A 20,529-nucleotide genomic window follows, 5' to 3' on the forward strand; every position below is an offset into this window, starting at 1 on the left:
GTGCGAGGAGACTGCGCGGGGCGGTTGGAAATACCCGTTCTTAACCCCGGCTGGAATTGGACACAGTATGAAACCTGATGCCGGGTGCAAAAAGGCCCAGCGCTGCCGGAACGAGGCTCATTCCAAGTATTAGCATCCAGCCGTCACTGCCGGGTATGGCCGTCTGCAGGACACCGGCAAGTGGTGGCCAGTAGACCGCAAGGAGCAGCAGGCAGCTGCAAAATACCAGCGCTGCCCAGATCCAGAGATTGCGGACCACATCGTTGTTCCAGGGCCTTGAGCCGCGATCGCGCAGGTTCAGCACAAACCACAGCTTGGAAAACCCGAGCGTCAGGAACGATATGGTAATAGCCTCGGTTTCACCCACCTGCAGCCATAGCAATGCCAGGGTGAATGCGGCAAGCACACAGGCACCGACAACCAAACTCCATCCTCCAATCGCATGCCAGTGATGACGTGTGATGACAGCTTCCCCGGATGGCCGGGGAGGGCTTTGCATGACACCGCTACTGCCAACACCGACGCCAAGTGCCAGGGCGGGAAAGACATCCGTGAGTATGTTCAGGAACAATATTTGCAGTGGATGCAGAGGCAGTGGCGCCTGGGTCAGTGAAGCAAGGGACACCACCAGAATTTCAGCCAGGTTGGTGCAAAGCATGAAAATGACGGACTTGCGTATATTGGCGAATATGACCCTGCCCTGGCGGACAGCGGTAACAATGGTGGAGAAGTTGTCATCGCGAAGAACCATGTCGGCGACCTGTTTGGCCGCATCCGAGCCCCGTTCCCCCATGGCGATACCGATATCGGCCTGCTTCAGGGCCGGGGCGTCATTGACCCCGTCGCCGGTCATCGCGACCACTTCACCGCTATCCTGGAAAATCTTTACCAGTTGAAGTTTGTGTTCAGGAGTGACTCGCGCGAAAACGTCGGCCTTCAGGATCCTGTTACGCTCCTCTGTGGAGAGGGCTTCGATATTGCCCAGATCGCGGCCATGAATCGCCGCACCGCTGCTGGCCAGCCCAACCTGTTCGGCAATAGCCTGCCCCGTATCGGGTCGATCGCCTGTTACCATCACTGCGCGAATGCCGGCCTGCTGGCACTCTTCCACCGCCTCGCGTATGTCTGCGCGCGGAGGATCCGCCATGCCCACCAGGCCAAGAAAACACAGTTGCGCATAAGGGTCATCATCGACCGCCTGGGTTGTTTTCTCTGCTACTGCAAGAAGGCGCAGGCCTTCTCCGGCAAGTTCGTCAGCGCGCTGTTTCCAGGAGTCCCTTTCATCCTCCGATAGCGCTGTTTCACCTTCATTTGTTGCCATCGCAGTGCAGGCATCAAGCATCACCTCGGGTGCGCCCTTTACCGCAACCCGAAAACCGCCTTCGATACGGTGGAAAGTGGCCATTTTCATGGTGTCGGAATCAAACGGTTCTTCGCGCTCCTCGGGGAATTCCTCAAGCAGTTCCGCACGATCCTTGTCCAGGAGGGCACCCGCCTCCAGCAGCGCCAGTTCCGTTGGGTCGCCGCTGCGCTTTTGCTGCTGGTCTTCAAGCCTGGCGTTGTTGCACAGTACGCCGACCTCGAGCGCCCGTCTCAGGAGTGGCTCGTTGGCAAGATCCGGCTTGTTTTGCTGACTGTCATCCAACTCGTGCACGCCCTCCGGGGTGACAATCTTCTTCAGCACCATTTTATTAGCGGTGAGTGTGCCTGTTTTGTCGGTAAAGATAATGCGGGTGGCGCCGAGTGTCTCCACCGCCGCAAGATGATTTACCACGGCATTGCGGGTGGACATAAGGTACATACCGCGCGCGAGTGCTACGGTAGCGACAATGGGCAGGCCTTCCGGAATGGCAGCAATGCCCAGCGCAATGGCGGTTTCGATCATTACCATGGTGTCGCGACCGGCGACGAGCCCGGTAATGGCGACTATTATGGTGATACCGATAGTGACCCAGGCAAGCTGGCCGCCCAGCTCGTCAAGTTTCTTTTGTAATGGTGTTGTCTTGCCTTCTGCACTTTGTGCGAGTTGCGAAATATGTCCCAGCTCGGTGTCCATCCCGGTTGCGACGACAACCCCCTCGCCATCACCATCGGTAACACTGGTGCCTTTATAGAGCATGCAGGTACGGTCGGCGAGCACGGTGTCTGCCGCCACTGCTTCTGGTGTTTTCATCACCGGCACCGATTCTCCGGTGAGCGCCGCCTCATTCACCTGCACTTCACGGCTTTCTTCGGTTTTCTCACCTTTGCGCGGAAGTAGTCGCAGGTCTGCCGGCACGAGGGTTTCCGGGCTCAACAATACAATATCGCCGGGCACCAGGTTTTGTTCGTCAATAGTGTGCTCGCCGCCATCCCTGCGCACTTGCGCCTGCTGCTTGCCAAGGTCCCGTAGCGCTTCCATCGAGCGCAACGCCTTCCATTCGCTGAAGAACCCGATCAGGGTGTTAATCAGCATCACGGCGATTATCGCTATCCCTTCATGCCAGCGACCGGTCAGCAGAGCCAGGGCACCGGCAGCGCCGAGGAGCAGGATAACCACGCTTTTGAACTGTCGGAAGAATATCCGTGGAGTACTGACAGGTTGGCTTTCGCGAAGTACGTTGGCTCCGTACTGTTCGAGACGCTGATCAACCTCGTCTCCGGAAAGGCCGGAATCCTGGTTGGCGGTGAAGTGATCAAGTACCTCTTCTGGATCCAGTGAATAAAATTTCTCTGCTGGCTGACTCATCTGATCAAACCCCGATGTTCACCTGCATGGCACTCATTGCCCAGGCTACTTACCAGCATAGCAAACGGCGGGTTTTCCGCTTTGGCGAAGCACGCAGGGAAGGTTATTTCAGGGTGGAGTGATAGCGCTAACCGGCGCCCCGGATACCAGGACTTAAGTTGATGATCCGGACCTGCGTGAGGCACCGCTGGCGGCCGCATTAACCAGGGCCTGGAACAATCGCCGCTGGCGGCGCATGAAGATGAGAAACTCCGGGTGCCACTGCACACCAATGAGAAAACCATATCCCTGGTCTTCTATGGCCTGTACCAGTCCATCCAGATCTCGCCCCGCCACGGTGAAACCCGCTCCGGTTTCAGCAATTGCCTGGTTGTGCAGGCTGTTGATTTTTGCCGTTTCAGTACCCATGAATTCAGCCAGCCAGGTGCCGGATTGTATGCAAAGGGTTTTCAGCGGGAATATTGTCCAACGATGGGATGTTTTCTCGCGGTGGCTACTGAGTTCCTGGTGCAGATTGCCGCCGCGATACACATTCAGCAACTGGGCCCCGCGACAGATGCCCAGCATGGGCAGGCGCCTGTTAATGGCCAGGTCAATAACTTCCATCTCGAATTTATCCCGTGCCACATCATGTTTTGGCTCTACTTCGGGTTCCGCGGCGTAGAGTACGGGATCAATATCGTGGCCACCGGTAACCACCACGCCGTCAAAAGAGTATTGGCCTGGCTCCTGGCCGGGTCGGAGCTGCAAAGGTTGGCCACCGTAGAGCCGTATCGCGAGGGCAACCAGAAAACGCGGGCCGAAAGCGCCTTTTACCGGTCCGGTGATCGCAATCAGTGGTTTAGCCATTGCGCTTCCACTTCCTTTACCCAGTTGCCGGTCAGTCTTTTCAGCGGATTGTGAAGATACCGGCTATAGGCCTCACAGCACTTCTGCAGGCGGTCATTGTCTGCGGCCAGGTATTCCACTTCCAGCCAGTCATTCCAGGCGTTATGCAGCCCCCACACCGGATTCTGAATTTCGCTACTGGGCAGGCGGTAGTGAAAAGTCGGTCGCGGCTTGATCAAAGGATCGTCGGTCACATTGCGGACTCTGGATTTATCCAGGTGTAAAAACAGCGGCAGGCAATCCAGGGCGCGATTACGCGTTGGGTTGTCCTCCAGGTAGTCATCAATGAGCTCCGCCAGGTTCGGCCAGTAATTTTTGGCAGTGACCTTTTTGACATATTTGGCTGGATAGGGATTGATATAGCTGGTGACCTGGCGCGAGAAGTCTATTTGCGCCCGCTCGTGTAGCCAGTCATAGAGGCACAGAAACGCCTTGATGAAACTGGTCAGGGTTTCCGGACGGGCGTCAGGTATTTCGGGGTTCAGCTGCATGCCAAAGGCATTGACCAGGCTGTCTGATGAGCCCTTGGCGCCGGCCTCATGCAAACGCTGAATCAAAACCTCAACTTCCGGTAGCCGGGCCAGTGGCAAGGGCGGGCTCACCAGTTCAAAAGGCACCAGGCTTTCGGCAACCCAGGCCAGGGCTTCTTCGGCGGAATCGCCGAGCTCACTGCCCAGTTCTCCGGAGGGTCTTTGCTTCCTGCCCATTTCCTTGAGCAAGTGGAAATCGAGTTCAACCAGCCAGTCAGCATCCTGTTGATCGGTAATCTGGCGCTCGTACCGTCCCTTCGACGTGATGGTTCCGTTCTGTTCCCTGGCGACAAGCTCGGTGATTTCCTCCAGGGTGAGGCCGGTCATTTCAATCTCGATACCGATATGCCGGGTTTCCCCGCTCTCGTTATGAAGCCAGGGAGGGTCTTTCAAAAGTGGTTTTTGGTTCGTCATGGAGGTTGGCTCAGTGTTTGTTGGCGAATCCTTCACTGCCCAATGATATCCGTTTTTTGAGATCATTTCCTTAGAGTATGGATGCGGGGTGTTATCGCCAGCTTGTCGCGGCCCTGTTCAACCTCGAATACGGAATACTCCGGTATTGGCAGCCAGCGCTCATCGGTTAGCGGTTCCGAGGCGACAAGTAGTGCGCGGTACCCCTTCGCGTCATCATCGGGAGGGTGTCCGCAAATCTCTGCATCGCGCGTTTCGGTGCGCTGGAGCATCCACAATGTCTGCTGCCAGCGCACACCGAAAAACCGTTCGCCGTCGCTCAACAGAAAGCTCAGCCCCAGGTTCTCGCAGGGGCCAGCCGCGGCGCACCAGTCGGCGACGTCGCTGATTACAGTGGCAATGATCTCGACGGGGTTTATCTCAGGCCGTGCGTCAAGCCGAGTAAGTAATAGCTGGAACAGGACTTCACTGTCGGTAGTTCCGCGTATTCGTGTGCGGTAATCGGGCGCGATTTCGGGCCACATCCTGGCCTTCACCTGTTCCCTGAAGTGGCGGATGGTGCCATTGTGGACGAATACCCAGGGGCCCTGCACGAAGGGATGAGTATTTTCAAAGCAGATATCGCCGGCGGTGGCCTGGCGGACATGGGCAATGACCTGTCGTGCCCGGACCGTACCAGCGAAGTTCCGGTAATCCTCTCCTTCATGGGCGGCGGCGAGGTGGCGCATGACCGAGACGCCGTCTTCTCCCCATTGGGCGATGCCCCACCCGTCGGCGTGAGCAAATCCCTCAAGGTCCTGGCTGCTTTGCGCCAGCAGTGAATGAGGCGCTTCGACCAGGGTACAGCCGAGCGCGGTTGGGTGCGTGGCTATGAAGCCAACCATTCTGCACATGGCTGAGCCTCCTCAGCGCGGCGAGTGGCGCTGTGAGTCGCCGTGCACTGCGGGCGGTGCCTGGAAGTGGCGATTGTGCATCGCCATCTGCACCATGCCGTATCGGCCCTCCTCCCTGAAGCCATGCTTTCTGTACAGGCCTATCGCCTTACCGTTGTTGTCGTGAACCTCCAGTTTGAGGTCGGTTACGCCGAGCTCATCAAAACAATAGCTTTCGATGGCCTGCAGGGCCCGGTCACCGATGCCATGGTGTTTGTGGGCGACCACGATACGACGGAGAAAGGCGGTTTGCTCAGGGCCCTGTAGTCCCTCCAGGATCGCATAACCGGCTGGTTTCCCAGCCTCGTCTTCAATGATGAGATGTTTCCGATGTGGTTGATACAGGGCGTCCAGGTGCTTGTCCGCCGGCCATTGCTCGACCATGCTGCAGTTTTCCGGTGCCGACTCTACTTCTCGGACGAAGGCAATATCTTCGGGTCGGGTGGGGCGAAGGTGAATGCCCCGCGCATCCAGCATCGGTGCCCGGTTTTCCGAATAAAGTGCGGCGGGTCGCTTCGGTGCGGCGCGGCAACGCGCGCTACGGATAATGTGGCCCAGAAAATCTTCATACTGAATGCCTGCAAAGCCCGCCATTCTGGCCATCATGCTCTCTGCACCCCATTCCGGGTGCGCATTCGCATCAATCAGTCGCGGTGTACCCTGAGCATCGGTCCGAAAGTCGAAGCGGGCATAATCACGGCAACCGAACCGCGAGAATATCTGCAGACACTGGCGTTCGACAGCTTCACGTGTAGTGTCCGGTAAATCCGCTGCAACGATCGCCAGTTGTTGCCAGTACGGCGATGTCGAGTCCGCTTTTGAATCGTGGGTCATGATCCTGGGCAGGTTCGCAGGCAGCTTGCTGAAGTCGACCTCAAGCGCCGGCAGACAGAATGGCGGCATTCCGGGCTCCGGATTGCCCAGCACGGCTACGCTGAACTCGCGGCCGTCGAGGAATTCCTCTGCGACTACCCACTCGGTAGCCGGACTCTCCCGAGCCAGTTCCGAGAGTCGTGCCGAGGCTTGCCGGGGATCCCTGACCACCGAACCTGTGGAGATCCCCATGCTGCCACTGCCTTCGTTGAGCTTCAGAATGACGGGATAGTGCTGCGGTAGCTGGCCCGTGCCCAGTCGCAGCAATTCCATACGTGGCGTGGGGATATCAAGATTTATGGCAGCGGCATTGATCGAGGCTTTATCATGGCACTTCGCAAGGCAGGCGGCATCTGCCCCGGCGAATGGCAGGCCGAACATTTCCAGCAGCGCCGGCACGTGCATCTGTAATTCGGGTTGGTTGCCGAAGCCGGCATTACAAAAATTCAGCACCAGGTCGGGGTCGATCCGGCGTAACTCATCAAGCAGGTGACGATGGTTATCCAGATAGGTGACGCGATTGTTGCCGTCACCCAGCCGGCCCATGGCCTCTTGCAGCCGCACGACATCACCACGGTCGTGCGCCTTTTGCGCCTCGTTGGCATGGTAGGGATTGTCGAGCCGGGAATCGGCCAGAACGATGACGAGGTCGAGATTGGTGATCGACGAAGAGTTATCGTACATGCTTGCCTCCATGTCTCGTGCTCCCAGAAGGGGAAGCACTGAGGAGTGTTGGACTGGGGCGTTCTTGCGCTGTTGCAGCTGGGTAGCCCTGGCTACTCGGAACCTTCGCGTTTGGGGTTCCCGGTACGAAATATCCGGTCGGGCGCACCCTCCTGTTCAGCGGGGCGAAACCCTTCACCGGATTCCGCCCAGTCTTCAGCCGATGTGTCGGTAACTTCCGTGCCGAAATCGTCTTGCTCGCCAATATCAAGAGCGCCGCTCCAGTTCTCGGGCTCCTCGCACAAGGCTATGTCGAGTTCGGCCCAGTCATCGAAGGATAATTCCTCAATATCGCCATCGAAAAGCTGGATGTCGACAGTATCTGCCTCGGAATCGACAGCGATAACCTGGAATCGCTGGCTATTGTCAGCCGGCAAGTACCACTGGCCGAGCAGTGGGTCCAGTTCATTCGGCATCATGGCCACCTTTACTTTGCACGCTTTCCTCTAAAAGTAGTCAATCCTGCGCGCTTTTCCTGACAGTGATCAACTTTAGGTGAAAATCCCGAAGGAGGCGCAGCGCTGTGTCTTGCGCCGCGCAGCACAGCATTGCGCTGAACGGTGCCCCGCGGCTAGCATGGCGGTATTGCTGCCTTGGCCGGGCTGAGACGGAGCACAATAATGAAACTACTGCGTAAACATGTTTTCCACCTGAGCGCTATTCCCCGGGACCTCGACCCGATAATCACTATCGACAAAAAGAAGGAAGTCGACCCTCGCGACGTCGGTCTGCTACAGCCCGATGTGGAGCGGATCTGGGACACTATCGTCAAGCTATACAGGACCGGCGTTCACCCCGCCATCACCGCCTGTATCCGCCATCAGGGCAAGGTACTCCTGTCCCGGTCCATTGGCCATGCGCGCGGTAATGGGCCGGACGACGATCCGGACAGTGAAAAAGTGCTGGCTACACCCGATACCCCCATGTGCCTTTTCTCCACTTCCAAGGGTATTACCGCATTGCTGATGCACATGCTGCAGGAAGACGGGCTGGTTAATGTCTCGGACCCGGTAGCCTTTTATGCCCCGGAGTTCGCGCGCAAGGGCAAGGACAATATCACCATTCACCAGATCCTGGCGCACCGCGGCGGTATCCCCGGCTTGCCGAAAGACGTCGACCTCGAAGTGCTGTGGGACGAGGATCGCACCTGGGAGCTGTTGTGCGACGCCAAACCCATCGTTACCGATGGTTCCAGGCTGGCCTATCATGCCATCACCGGCGGGTTTGTGCTGGAACGTGTGGTTCGCCAGGTGACCGGCGCGGATATCAACGCCTATATCGCCAAAAAGATACGCGAACCCATGGGCATGAAGTATTTCAGCTACGGTATTGAAGACGAATACCTGGATGACCTGGCGCAGTCCTATGCCACCGGGCCGCGGCCGGGACCGCTGATGGGCGCTTTTATCAAGCGCGCATTGGGCACCGACATCGTCTCGGTAGAGAAGCTCGCCAACGACCCGCGCTTCCAGCAAGCCATCATTCCTTCCGGGAACCTGGCCGGTACCGCCGAGGAAGCTTGCCGCTTTTTCCAGATGATGCTAAACGGCGGCAAATGGGGTCGCAGGCGCATCTGCTCCGAGCGCACCGTGGCGCGCACCCTGCAGGAATTCGGCACCCGCACCCTGGACAGAACGCTGTTTATTCCCATGCGCTTCAGCGCCGGCCTGATGCTGGGTGACGAGCCCTTTGGCATCTGGGGGCCCAATAGCCGCCAGGCTTTCGGCCACCTGGGCCTGGTGAACAAGTTTGCCTGGGCCGATCCCCAGCGGGACCTGTCCGCGGCCATACTGACATCCGGTCTGCCCGTGATCGCTCACCACATACCAGCGCTGGTGAATGTGATACGCAGTATCGCCAAGACGGTTCCGGTCAGGGACTGCGACCCGAAGCCGTTTGCACTGCAGCTGGAGTAGCGTCCGGCCGCGCTGTGTAAGCCTTCAGCGCAGCGGCGGTAGTCGGTTGTCCGGTCTCGTAGTACAGCTTCATGGCAATCGCCACATCGGCCAGGGTAGCACCCACGACGCCAGCCATCCGCCGGCCCAGCCAGTCACCGAGGCGTCCCCAGGGCATTTCATACTCAAGAGTGGCGGTAAACAGCGTTTGTCCTGAATCGTTACCCTCAAGGGCGTATCGGAACCAGGCCTTCCTGAACGGCGGGGCGGGTTTGTCGCCCCTGTGCAGGCGGATCAGGAAGCCCTTGCCCTCGTGCCACTCTTCCACGGTTTCCTGAATATACGATTTCCCGTTGCGATACACATAGCGACTGGCGCCAGGGCCCTCGGAGTTTTCGCTGACTATCACGGTTTTCACAATACCCGGAACGTAATTGTGCGCCAGGGAAATGTCCCTGAGTTTTGCCCAGGCCTCGGTTACTGGCAGGTCTATCAGCGTTTGTGCGCTCAATTCCTGGCTCATGATTGGCTCCTTGCCCGGCAATGAGGAAGCGTGGGCAGTCAGTGTAGGGCATTACCCGATCATAAGTCGTCATGATGTCATTCGAAACTGGTATCAGTCGGCTGGCTATGGATGCGGTGCTGGTCCCGAAGCACAGACGGCGCATCACTGTTTGTATCCAGTACATACCGCGCTATGCTGTTACGTCATGCCTGAACCGGAGTAATGCTCATGGACACACAGATTCCCGCCTCACTACCTGACTGGATCAGGGAGCACATTGAGCTTTACCAGCGTGACCCCGAAGCCGGCCACTACTGGGATGCCTCCCTGGGAGGCGGCGAAGGCATGTTGACCACCCTGTTGCTCACCACCACCGGGCGCAAATCCGGCAAAGCCTTGACCCTGCCCCTGATCTATCGGCCCACCGGCGATGGCGGATATTGTGTGATCGCCTCCAAGGGGGGCGCCCCGGCACACCCGGCCTGGTACCTGAACCTGGAGTCCAATCCCGAAGTGGAGGTCCAGGTTGCCAGTGACCACTTCAAAGCACGGGCACGGGACGCTGAGGGAGAAGAGCGCGAGCGGCTGTGGCAGATGATGGTGGATTACTATGCGCCCTATACCGACTACCAGGCCAAAACCGAGCGGCAGATTCCGGTAGTGGTGCTGGAGCGGATCTGAACCGGCGCCAGTTCTTGCGTAATCAGCGTGACAGCAGCTTGATGGGGGCTGGTCGCAGACCGAAAGCCCCTGGCTTTCGTTTCTTTTTTATCTGCTGTAGGCTCTTTTTACAATAACATTGTCGATAGCTTTTGCTTCTGCTGGCCCCCGTTCACTTTATCGTTCGTCAGTTCAGTCAGCTTGCTGCGACACTTCAGCCGCGCCCTTACCGGTTTTTCCGAAAACCGTCTTTGATGGAATATTGCCATGACTAAATCACCAGCAAGCACTCATCCTTTCTTTTCCCTGATCGGCGCCGTGGGCGCAACTGCGCTTCTCACCGGCCCCGTTCTGGCGGGATCCGGCGCCGACGCCTTGCTTGCGGCTCAGCCGCAACTTCTTGTTCGCGCAGAGCCCCAGGCACGGCAGGCTTTCGGTAGCGCCGTAGCACTCGCAGGTGACATTGCGGCCGTGGGCGCCCCCGGGAACGATGGCCCCACTGAGGATGCCGGTGCGATCTTCCTGTATCAGCGCAGTGACAACGGTTGGCAGGAGAACGGTATGTTGAGCCTCGAGAATGTCGGCGTTGGCGCGGGTCTTGGGTATGCGGTGGCTGTGGAGGACGGCTGGCTGGCTGCCGGCGCATCGGGAATCCAGAGCGGCAGGGGCGCGGTCTATTTGTACCGCGAGGAAGGAGGCGCGTGGCAGGAGCAGGCCCGTCTGTTGCTACCCGGAAGAAGCAGGAATGGCTTTGAAATCTTTGGTTCGGCGCTCGACCTGGACGCAGGCGTGTTGGTCGCCGGAGCTCCGGGCCATGATGGGGAGGCAAAGAATGCCGGTCTGGTCATGGCTTATCGTCGCACAGACGATGGCAGCTGGACTGAAGGGACCGCGCTGCTCCCCGACGTACCAGTGGCGGGCGAACGCTTCGGCACCGATGTGGCGCTCGATGGCGGGCGACTCCTGGTCGGCGCCGCCGGCATGGACGATGCGGAAGCCGCCTACCTGTTCGAGTACCGCAACGGTGCCTGGCAGCAGGTTGCGCGCCTGTCCGAGGAACTCGGCGAAAAGGGTGGAGGCTACGGTGCCGCGGTAGCGTTGCAGGGAGATACGGCGCTGGTGGGAGCACGCCGGGCTCCGGATGATTCAGGTGAATCACGGGGCGCGGTATTTGCCTATACGTTGGGCGACGGGGGCTGGACCCGCCAGGCAGTGCTGCACTCGGATGCACCGGCCCGGGGCGACCAGTTCGGTGCGGCGCTGGCCCTTGATCACGGTGTCGCCCTTGTATCCGCACCGCGCGATGATGCCGGGGCCGACGACGCGGGCGCTGTGTTCGTGTTTGCCCGCGATGACGGGCACTGGCAGCTGAAAGGTCGCTTGCCCCGCACCGAGCCTGCGTCTTACGCTAATTTCGGCGACGGCTTCGTGGTACTGGATGGCGGACGCGCCTGGGTCGGATCACCCAATGACAGCGCTCCGGACAGTGATGTTCGAGCTGCGGGCGTCGTCACCCGTTATCACCCGTAGTATCCGCTTCCGGCGGTACTTCGCCGCCAGTTCGTATTGCCGCAAAAACTGAGAGTGCCCCCCGTCCGCAACAAGGACAACAGGCACATGGAGAAACCATGCATAAAAAATCAGCAGCGGCGGGCCTCGCCGTAATTCTTCTGGGACTGTCCGGCTGCGGCCCTGTGAGCGAAACCGAGATTCCGGTATGCCTGGATGAGGGGCTGCGGCCTCACACTTTCACGGTCGGTGACCTCAATATGGATGGGAATACTGACCTGGTCGTCGGCTGTGTCCGGGCAGACGGCCCGGCGTCGTCGGGCGTTGGCCATGTCGAAGTGTTGCTCGGTGAAGCCGGCGGGGTGGGCAGTCCCTCGATCATTCGAAGCTTCGAGCGCGGCGTCACCTCTGTTGCCCTTGTCGATTTGACCGATGACGAGGTTCCGGAATTGGTGTTGAATATATCCGGGCCAAGCGAGCGGGTGCTGATGGTTCTCCACAATGACGGAACGGGATCATTCCCGGAAGAGACCCGCTTCACCACTGACTTTTCCTTATCCAGACCCGCGCTCGTCGATGTCGATGGTGACGACGATCTCGATGTCGCGATGCCCCAGGTCACCCAGTTGTTTCGGAACAACGGCGATGTTGCCAACCCCGGTCCATTCGCACGCTCGAGGCTGCAAAGCGCCCGGGGCCTGGATGACGCTGACCTGATTGATGTGAATGCCGACGGCGCCTTCGATCTCGCCGCTCTTCTTCCCCGCTCAGGCAAGATTCTGTTGTACTCGAACGCTATGAGCAGCCCGACCGAGATCTTCATCGGTAAGTCGGCCCGCAGTATCGTGGAGGTGTTGGCCGGGGGTGACCTGAATGGCGATGGGGTGGTGGACCTCGTCGCCTCGTCGCGCTCGGATGATGGTGAGAGACCGATGCTGCTCATCTTGTCCCGGGAAGGCGAGGAGTGGGATTTGTCTGCGGCTCCCGCTGCGCTTAACGGCGCTTCGCAGATCCGGATCGGGGACCTGGACGGCGATAACTTCCAGGACATCCTTCGGGTTCCCATCGCGCAACCGGGCCAGGATAACTACGCATTGCGCTTGCTGCGTGGCCGTGGCGACGGCTCCTTCGACGAGATTGAGGAATCGGGTGTTGAATCATTCCCCTATCGGGCGACGCTTGCCGACCTTGATGGAAATGGTGCGGCTGAAGTGCTGTACCTGGACATGGGGGCGAGCGTGGTCCGCCATGCGACGTGGCGCTGAAATTTGGATTTAATCTTTATTTCCCGGGATGAACTGCACACTGCAAGTACGGCCGCTGGACCCTGCATTCGACCTTTGTGGTGCCCTGGGGAATGCCGCAATAAACCAGAGATTCAACCTCGTTTTGGTAATGCCGGCTTTATCTGCGCAACGTCCTTTTGTGCCAGGACCAATAACTCGAGCCGACTCGACACTCCCAGCTTGGAGTAGATGGCCGTCAGATGATTTCGCAGGGTGTGTTCGCTAATGTGCAAGTCTGTGGCGATCAATCGTGAAGGAGCTCCCGCCTGCTTGATGACAGCTTTGTAAATCATCTGCTCTCTTTTTGTCAGCCGGTCCAGGATGCTCCCGGGATTGGCCTCGCGGGCTGTTAATCCGCGCAGTAGCCGGCTTGTAACCTGGCGATCCAGCCACAGCTCCCCTTGATGAACAGCCAGAATTGCTTTGAGAAGGACATTGCTCCCTGCCTGCTTCTGAACGACGCCCTTGAGCCCCTTCAGGACCGATGCCTCGACCAGATCTTCAGTGGCGGATCCTATAAGCGCAACGATGGAAACCTGGTTGATTGGCCCCAGCAAGTTCACGCAGTCCTGTCCAAGGGCTGAGTCCAGATCTGTCATGATGATATTTGCACCAGCCTTAATCGCGTTCGCAAGGCTGCCTAGTTCCGATATGGCACCCTTCCACTCCAGGTGGGGAGCATTCGAACAAACGAATTTCTCTAACCCGAGGTTAAGAACCGGGTAATCGGAAACCGCCAGTACTTTCGGTGCTGCCCCGTTACCTCGTATTGACACATCACTTCCCTCCGGACGAGTGGGGGAGATATATCCTGCTTTTCTACCAAGATATTAGTTCATCCCGGCTACAAAGATAGGGAGAAGTGACTCAGGCGCACCTGTCGGACCTTTCTTAGGCTTAATCAAGGTTCCTCCCGCTGTTGCAAGTCGCGGTTATTCCGATCGATGACAACAAGTGTGTCCTGCGGGCCCTCTCGGGAGGCAAAAAAAGCGATGGCACTGAATGTGCCGGGAGAGCCGATATGAAAAGCAAATCTGGAATAATACGAAGTCAACCTTGCCGCTTGCCGGTGGCTGTGCTTGCGACACTGCTGCTGGGGGTGCCATGCGCACAGGCCCAGGAAGTCGCGCCCCTGAACCAGGTTACGGTCCCCGATGTGAATATGCTGGGACTGCTGGATGGAACAGGGAACGGAGCCTGGCTGCAGGTTACGCAACCTGAAAAAAAGAGGGCATTACAGGGATTGGGCAAAGCCCTGTTCTGGGACATGCAGGTTGGTGGAGACGGCGTCACCGCCTGCGCCACCTGTCATTATCATGCAGGCGCTGACCACCGTCGTAACAACCAGATGAGCCCGGGACTCAAGGGCGGCGACTTTGAGCTTGATCTGTTGGCGGCCAATCAGGCCCTGACTTCGCCCCACTATGGTGGAGCTAATGACTTTGGTACCGTCGTGGGTTTTCCGGTGAACGAATCTCATCTTTTGAGCCAGGGCTGGAGCGTTGATGCCACGGACGGAACACCCGGTAGTGGCCAGAAGGGAGATCCGGGCCTCGATATTAACGATATCGCTTCATCCCAGGGCGTCCGGGCCGGAGTTTTTACAGGACTATCAGGAGAGCGAGTGGATTTCGCTTTGCTGGCGACCACCGATGAAGGTTTTAATGTGCTGTATACCGAGCTCGGACTCGGGATACCTGCTACCGCGCGAAGGGTTGAACCCCGTAACGCCCCCACCGTTATCAATGCTGTCTATAACCTCCGAAACTTCTGGGATGGTCGCGCTGATAGTTTCTTCAATGGGGTGAGTCCCCTGGGATTCCGCGATCCAACCGCCAGAGTCAAGGCGTATGTTGATGGGCAGGTTGCGGATGAAAAACTCCTCATTCCTTTCTCGTCCCTGGCTTCCCAAGCCGTTGGCCCGCCACTCAGTGATTTCGAGATGCAGTTTGCCAATCGGAAATTTGCGCACATAGGGCGCAAGCTTTCCCAGCTTGTGCCACTGGCCGAGCAGCTGATTGCCTGTAATGATTCCCTGCTTGGTGACTTGTCGGGTTGTAGTGGTATTGGTAGTGAGCGAGGACTGGTCGACGTCCATTACGCGGACCTGGTCCGGGATGTGTTTGATAGGCGGTTCTGGGGAGATGAAAATGGCGAAGATGTCTGTCTTGTAGTTGATGATGCAGAAGGTCTGGTCAGGGTGATTAACTGTGCGGACTCCGGGCCAAAGGACTTTACCCTACTCGAGTACAATTTTGCTCTGTTCTTCGGTCTGGCTGTGCAGGCTTATGAAGCAACCCTGTTCACGGAAAATACTATCGTTGACCTGCTGGCAGGTGGCGTAGCCACTGGTGCCGTAACCAGGGGAACCGGACGACGGGCAGTGACGATCAGTGACGTTGCCGGAATGCCGTTCGAGACTTGCATTGCCATGCTTGCAGGCAACAATAATGAGGCGGCAACCGACAATGCCGAGCAGATCTGCGCCGCGCATTATGCCAAGTTCATCCATCCCGGCGCCGTTACTGGCGCGGAGTCTGGAAATGCCCGGTTTCCGGTGGACCCAGGCACAGCCATTGGCGGTTGTATGGACCCTCTGACTTGCAACGGATCGCCAAATCAAGCGGTAGCGATCAACGCGCTGTTGAATATTGATCGGGGTTTGGGGCGGTTCTTTGCGGGGGCCACTGCCTGCGCGGTCTGCCATTTCAATCCGGAGTTCACCGGCGCGACTGTCTCGGCGTTAACCGGATTTGGTGCGGCACCGGTTCCGCCATTGCCGCCTGGCCAGTTGCGTAAGGAAGCCCTTGAGGCACCCATAGAGCGCATGATTGCTTTCAACGGGCAGGCTCATGTTTACGATGCCGGATTTTATAACATTGGGGTGAGGCCTTCCGTGGAAGACCTGTCACTCGGTGACGCAATAAACGGGGTCCCGCTGTCCTTCGCCAAACTGCGAGAGGCGATTGCCCTTTTGCAAAGCGGCGCGGAGTTACCAAACCCAACGGCGATTGCGATGATTGCTGATGTTATAGCATCCGGAGAGCTCAAGATCCCGACCTCACCGACCGATCTCACGCCTCGGGTGTTCGATCTTGCGCTGGCCTGTGGCCCCGGTCTGGTTGGCAACGCAAATGCGCAGGACCAGCGAAATGGCGATCCCAACAATAACCCCAATACCAACCAGTGCATACGGGACGTTATTCCCGGGGAGAAAATCCTGATGAATGGCGCTTTCAAGACTCCCGGTCTGCGTAACGTGAAGTTTACCGGCCCATATTTCCACAATGGTGCCAAGAAAAACCTGCGACAGGTACTGGAAACCTATAAGACTGCCGGTCACTTTTCGACCATCAACTTCAACAACCTGGACGCGGGCATGAGGATCTTTGATCTTGGTCCGACTGACGAGGCCTCGGTGATTGAGATGATGGAGACCGGTCTGACCGATTGGCGTGTTGCTCATGATTCCGGAAAGTTTGATCATCCGGAACTGTGTGTGCCCCATGGGCATGATCCTGCTACCGGCCAGACGTTACTGGTATCTATCCCTGCTGTCGGGCAGGGCGGTCATGAGAATCGGCTGCAAACGTTCGAGGAACAGCTTGATGGCATAGATGGAGCACACAGTCTGCTTGTGGCATGTTCAATGCCGGGCATAGTGGACAAAGACGATCCGGCTGGAAGATCATTGATTGATGTTCCGCTCCAGGCTGTCGTGGCTGACTAACAGGCAAACTGCCGGAGGAAAACCAGTGCCAGGGCGGGCCGATCCGGGAAGATCGGTCCGCCTTTTCTCGCCCCCAGGCAAATCCTGAAACTGTCTCGCGTCATCGCCATAGGCGCGCCGGGGGAATGCCAAGATCATCCGGGGTGTAAGATGATCTAGTGGCCCGCTAAAGCATGCCAGGTGCTGCAGCGGTTAGGTTTTACGCCGTTTTCCAGCTAACCTGAACCCTAGGCAAGCAGTGCGTTTGTGCTATTATTTAGAGTGCCCTTGCCAGAAAATAATCGCCGATTGGAGATTTTTGGGGCGAAGATCAGGGTCATACCCAGGCATTATCAGGGCAGGCAGGGCGAAGATGACAAAAAACGTCGGATGTCGGTTTTTTTTACATTCCGTGTCGCTGGATTCGGATAGTCTTCCTTCTGAGACGGCCTGAGTAAGGCAACTCTATGTTTTAGATATGATTTTTTATATTGGTGTGATTTTTGCTTTAAATAATGAACAGACTGTGAAACGGATCACGGTTAGGTAGTTCTAGCACGAGCAGGCTGGCGGTTATGATAGGCTGTACAGTCCTTTGTGGAGGAGAATGCAATGAGCGAGCAGCAAGACAAACAAACCCCGGAAGTTTCGGGCGGTGATGCGCAGATGGACGCACGCAGGCGCAAGCTGGTCGCCCTGGGTGCCTCCTCGTCATTGTTACTGACCATTGCAAGTCGTCCCGCTTGGGCCAGTGGGACTATGTGCAGCCCCTCCGCTATGGCTTCCGCGAACTTGTCCGGCCAGGATACTTTCGAAGGTTGCGGTATTTCCGCTGGCTGGTGGCAAAGCCCGAACGGAAAATTGCAATGGCCTGAGCCTGTTTATTTGACCAGCCTGTTTATCCCCATTTTCGGTGAGGTCAAGTTAAAAGGCAAATCTGAGGTCCTCTTTGCAGGCCAGACTCTGGAGAATGTCATAGATACTAATGGCCGCAGCACTGCCAACCCGGCGAACATTGGAATGCACTTGGTTGCTGCTTACCTGAATGCCCTTACGTTCCCCCCCGGAGGACCGAACCCTGTTGGTTATATGTATACCGCTGCCCAAGTGGTTATGATGTATAGTGGACTCAGCGTGATCTCTGGCGGCGCTCCCGAAGCGGAGTTTCGGAAGCTCAAGGAGGATCTCGAGTACGCCAACAACCTCTACGACAAGTGGACCGCTAAGCCCTTGTGACAGTGATCGAAGCAGAGTGTGGCCTTGCTTTGGCAGCTTATGGGGTGCGTTGGCGAGCTTGGGATGATGCCACCGTGATATATGATCCCATCAGTGGTGACACCCACCGTATAGATAAGCCTTCCGGCGCAATGCTTCGGGCTCTGTCTGAACAGGGCGCGATGGAAACAGCCCGTCTGCGTGCCCGGGTCGACCCCTCGGGAGATGAGGCGCATTTCCTGGCGGTTGCCGGGTTATTGTTAGATCTTGACGTGCTGGAGCAGGCCTGATTTGCAGCTGCGAAGTCTCTCGAAGCAACAGGTGTACGAGCAGTTAAAGGGCCCCGGCCTCGGCCTGGTGACAGGGCCCTTCGTATTCCGGATTTTTTCTTCCCTTGGGGATGTGGCGACGCAGCTGGCAACGTTGTATGCCGATGCCGAGTTGGCCGCTACCGATAGCTTCACCGACTTCCACGTTCGCGTGCGTCTTGCCAAAGGACTCCGCCGTTTTTACCGGCCCCAATCCCTTTTCGATCTTGACGGCATCGTTCCATTCAAGCCGCTGCCGGGAAAACAGGCCCTGGCATTGCTCGAGTGGGGCATGAACTGGTGTATTTACAGTCATGCGCACAACTATCTGATTATTCATGGCGCCGTCCTGGAGCGTAATGGTGAGGCGCTGTTACTGCCGGCACCCTCGGGTTCCGGTAAGAGTACCTTGTGTGCCGCCCTGATGATGCGTGGGTGGCGGTTGCTATCGGACGAGTTGATCCTGCTTGATCCCGATACCGGTCTGGTGCATCCACTATGCCGCCCCGTTAGTCTTAAGAACCAATCCATCGATATTCTGCGTCACTTCGCCCCGGATGCGGTGTTCACAGACCCGATCCCCGACACCACCAAAGGTACCGTGGCGCATTTGCGACCAACGCTGGATAGCATGCAGCGTGTGTCGATACCGGCCCGGCCCCGCTGGGTTGTTTTCCCCCACTATGCTGCGGGCAGCTCCACGCACCTGGCGCCACAGGCCAAGGCCGACGTGTTTATGGCCTTGGTCGATAATGCTTTCAACTACAGTATTCTAGGCGCAAGAGGCTTTGATGCGCTGGCGAGTGCAGTGGACCACGTAGATGGGTTCCAGGCGGAGTACAGTTCACTTGATGATGTTATCGCTGCCCTGGATAAAATGACCGGAGTCATATCCGCATGAGTGTGCCGGCGTCTCAGTTAATTGATGCCTTGCTGGAGCCGGAAAGGGTTGCAGGGTTTGGCTTGGGCGACTGGGAGCAGGTTATTGCGCAGGCGCGCGTTTCACTGTTGATGGTGCGCTTGGCGACAGTCCTTGAAGAGGCTGGAGTTCTCGATTCTGTGCCTCCCGGCCCAAGAAAACATCTGGAGTCGATAATGTACCTGCGGGATTGTCAGCGGCGGGCTGTGCGCTGGGAAGTGGATCACCTGGCCCTGGCGCTAAAGCAGGTAGAGATCCCGCTTGTTTTACTGAAAGGTGCCGCCTACGAGGCGGCGGCATTGCCACCCGGGCGCTGTCGCTTATTCAGTGACTTTGATTTGCTCGTTTCCAGGGACCAGCTTCAGACCGCTGAAATCGCCCTGATGCGTCATGGCTGGGCTTCGGCCTATCATGATGCTTATGACCAGCGCTATTACCGAACCTGGATGCACGAGTTGCCACCCATGCGTCATATCCGGCGCCACAGTATTGTCGATGTGCATCACAATTTGATCCCGGATTCTGCTCGCCTGCGTCCTGATCCTGAAAAACTGCTGGCTTCTTCGGTAGCCTGTCCCGGCCACGACAATGTTCGGGTACTGGCCGGCCCCGACATGATTCTTCATAGTGCTGTGCACCTGTTCCACGACGGCGAATTTGATCATGGTCTCCGGGACCTTTTCGACCTGCGCGACCTGGTCACCCACTTCATGACGGGCCCCGAGGCCTGGGAACAGCTGGTACAGCGTGGTTATGAGCTCAATCTGGCCAGACCCCTGCATTACAGCTTGCGGTATTTACAGCAAGTATTGAATCTGGAGGTACCGCAGGCCAGTATTTCGCAGTTGCGCCCGGCAGCTCCAGGCATTCTGGCAACGAAGACTCTGGACAGGGTGTTCCTGCGCGGTTTGCTACCGGATCACGCAACGTGTCGCGACCAGTGGACGGGATTGAGCAGGTTTTTCCTGTATGTGCGCGGCCATAGCCTGCGAATGCCATTACACCTGTTGTTGCCACACCTGTTTCGCAAGGGGATGAAATCAATGAACCTGCTCCCCGAGCCTATGGTCACTCCGAAGATGGATCCGCTTGGCAATCGGCAGATATAAGGCGCTCCGATTCGCTCTAAGTCAGGCCGCGCAGGCGCATACTGCGGCGTGCACGCGCCTGTCAGTCGCCGTCGTGGTGGGTTCGCACAAAAAAGGGCCTGGAGGTTATCCAGGCCCTTGGTGTTTGGTGGAGGCGGCGGGAATTGAACCCGCGTCATATTTAACTAGATCAATCACTTATGTATACCTGTGTCTGAATCGAACCAATTATCCTAGAAAGGCCGAACTTAACCCTTACGCTAGCGCAAACAAAAGCTATTTCTTAGATCTCCTAAGCTTACCATTTGGGTTCTACCCCGCTTCCACGGACGGTTCTAAAACGGCTAAAT

General features: G+C 57.6%; 17 protein-coding genes. 9 read left to right on the forward strand and 8 right to left on the reverse strand.

The genetic code is table 11. From position 1 onward, the window contains the following. Positions 1-40: 40 nt before the first annotated feature. The 6 genes from CWI75_RS17225 to CWI75_RS17250 all read right to left on the reverse strand — a co-directional run bounded on the left by CWI75_RS17225 (position 41) and on the right by CWI75_RS17250 (position 7,504). Entirely contained in the window at positions 41-2,728 is a 2,688-nt protein-coding gene (locus CWI75_RS17225; protein ID WP_101522766.1) for a cation-translocating P-type ATPase, read from the reverse strand. A gap of 153 nt (positions 2,729-2,881) precedes the next feature. Next, a complete protein-coding gene (locus CWI75_RS17230; RefSeq protein ID WP_101522767.1) occupies positions 2,882-3,577 on the reverse strand; it encodes a gamma-glutamyl-gamma-aminobutyrate hydrolase family protein in 696 nt (231 codons plus the stop codon). Then, on the reverse strand, positions 3,562-4,560 hold the full coding sequence (locus tag CWI75_RS17235; RefSeq protein WP_101522768.1) for an amidoligase family protein: 999 nt from the start codon (positions 4,558-4,560) through the stop codon (positions 3,562-3,564). Before CWI75_RS17235 ends, CWI75_RS17230 begins: the two co-directional genes overlap by 16 nt. A 62-nt stretch (positions 4,561-4,622) precedes the next feature. Further along, positions 4,623-5,450 (reverse strand): class II glutamine amidotransferase, encoded by an 828-nt coding sequence (locus tag CWI75_RS17240; RefSeq protein ID WP_101522769.1) that lies wholly within the window; start codon positions 5,448-5,450, stop codon positions 4,623-4,625. A gap of 12 nt (positions 5,451-5,462) precedes the next feature. Beyond that, positions 5,463-7,046, reverse strand: coding sequence for a GNAT family N-acetyltransferase (locus CWI75_RS17245; protein WP_162300121.1), 1,584 nt, complete (start codon positions 7,044-7,046; stop codon positions 5,463-5,465). A gap of 92 nt (positions 7,047-7,138) precedes the next feature. Next, positions 7,139-7,504 (reverse strand): DUF6763 family protein, encoded by a 366-nt coding sequence (locus CWI75_RS17250; RefSeq protein ID WP_101522771.1) that lies wholly within the window; start codon positions 7,502-7,504, stop codon positions 7,139-7,141. A gap of 201 nt (positions 7,505-7,705) precedes the next feature. Between CWI75_RS17250 and CWI75_RS17255 the strand changes: the two genes are divergently transcribed. Continuing rightward, complete coding sequence (locus CWI75_RS17255) at positions 7,706-9,001, forward strand: serine hydrolase domain-containing protein (protein ID WP_101522772.1); 1,296 nt, start codon at positions 7,706-7,708, stop codon at positions 8,999-9,001. Here CWI75_RS17255 and CWI75_RS17260 read toward each other — a convergent pair. Continuing rightward, positions 8,958-9,503 (reverse strand): SRPBCC family protein, encoded by a 546-nt coding sequence (locus CWI75_RS17260; protein ID WP_101522773.1) that lies wholly within the window; start codon positions 9,501-9,503, stop codon positions 8,958-8,960. The two genes, CWI75_RS17255 and CWI75_RS17260, sit on opposite strands and share 44 nt — an antisense overlap. Positions 9,504-9,713: 210 nt before the next feature. Here CWI75_RS17260 and CWI75_RS17265 point away from each other — a divergent pair, with 210 nt between their 5' ends. The 3 genes from CWI75_RS17265 (at position 9,714) to CWI75_RS17275 (ending at position 12,919) form a co-directional block, all read left to right on the forward strand. Next, positions 9,714-10,166: a nitroreductase family deazaflavin-dependent oxidoreductase gene (locus CWI75_RS17265; protein WP_241521283.1), complete on the forward strand. Its 453-nt coding sequence runs from the start codon at positions 9,714-9,716 to the stop codon at positions 10,164-10,166. A gap of 246 nt (positions 10,167-10,412) precedes the next feature. Beyond that, positions 10,413-11,675, forward strand: a complete 1,263-nt coding sequence (locus CWI75_RS17270) for a hypothetical protein (protein ID WP_101522775.1) — start codon at positions 10,413-10,415, stop codon at positions 11,673-11,675. Positions 11,676-11,773: 98 nt separating this feature from the next. Then, complete coding sequence (locus tag CWI75_RS17275) at positions 11,774-12,919, forward strand: FG-GAP repeat domain-containing protein (RefSeq protein WP_101522776.1); 1,146 nt, start codon at positions 11,774-11,776, stop codon at positions 12,917-12,919. Between the two features lie 113 nt (positions 12,920-13,032). Here CWI75_RS17275 and CWI75_RS17280 read toward each other — a convergent pair whose 3' ends face one another. Beyond that, positions 13,033-13,716 carry a response regulator transcription factor gene (locus CWI75_RS17280; protein ID WP_101522777.1) on the reverse strand — a complete coding sequence of 228 codons (684 nt, stop codon included), beginning with the start codon at positions 13,714-13,716 and terminating at the stop codon, positions 13,033-13,035. A 245-nt stretch (positions 13,717-13,961) separates the two neighbouring features. Between CWI75_RS17280 and CWI75_RS17285 the strand changes: the two genes are divergently transcribed. The 5 genes from CWI75_RS17285 to CWI75_RS17305 all read left to right on the forward strand — a co-directional run bounded on the left by CWI75_RS17285 (position 13,962) and on the right by CWI75_RS17305 (position 20,200). Further along, positions 13,962-16,670: a cytochrome c peroxidase gene (locus CWI75_RS17285; protein WP_101522778.1), complete on the forward strand. Its 2,709-nt coding sequence runs from the start codon at positions 13,962-13,964 to the stop codon at positions 16,668-16,670. 591 nt (positions 16,671-17,261) lie between these two features. Next, the gene (locus CWI75_RS17290) at positions 17,262-17,885 is read left to right on the forward strand and encodes a hypothetical protein (RefSeq protein ID WP_101522779.1); all 624 of its coding nucleotides are present in this window, start codon (positions 17,262-17,264) and stop codon (positions 17,883-17,885) included. Positions 17,886-17,929: 44 nt separating this feature from the next. After that, entirely contained in the window at positions 17,930-18,154 is a 225-nt protein-coding gene (locus CWI75_RS18835; protein WP_277621778.1) for an HPr-rel-A system PqqD family peptide chaperone, read from the forward strand. A gap of 1 nt (position 18,155) precedes the next feature. Continuing rightward, on the forward strand, positions 18,156-19,073 hold the full coding sequence (locus CWI75_RS17300; protein WP_101522781.1) for an HprK-related kinase A: 918 nt from the start codon (positions 18,156-18,158) through the stop codon (positions 19,071-19,073). Then, the gene (locus CWI75_RS17305) at positions 19,070-20,200 is read left to right on the forward strand and encodes a nucleotidyltransferase domain-containing protein (protein WP_101522782.1); all 1,131 of its coding nucleotides are present in this window, start codon (positions 19,070-19,072) and stop codon (positions 20,198-20,200) included. The genes CWI75_RS17300 and CWI75_RS17305 overlap by 4 nt, the downstream gene beginning before the upstream one ends. Positions 20,201-20,529 lie beyond the last annotated feature (329 nt).

It is taken from the genome of Kineobactrum sediminis (assembly GCF_002868715.1).
GTDB lineage: Bacteria > Pseudomonadota > Gammaproteobacteria > Pseudomonadales > Halieaceae > Kineobactrum > Kineobactrum sediminis.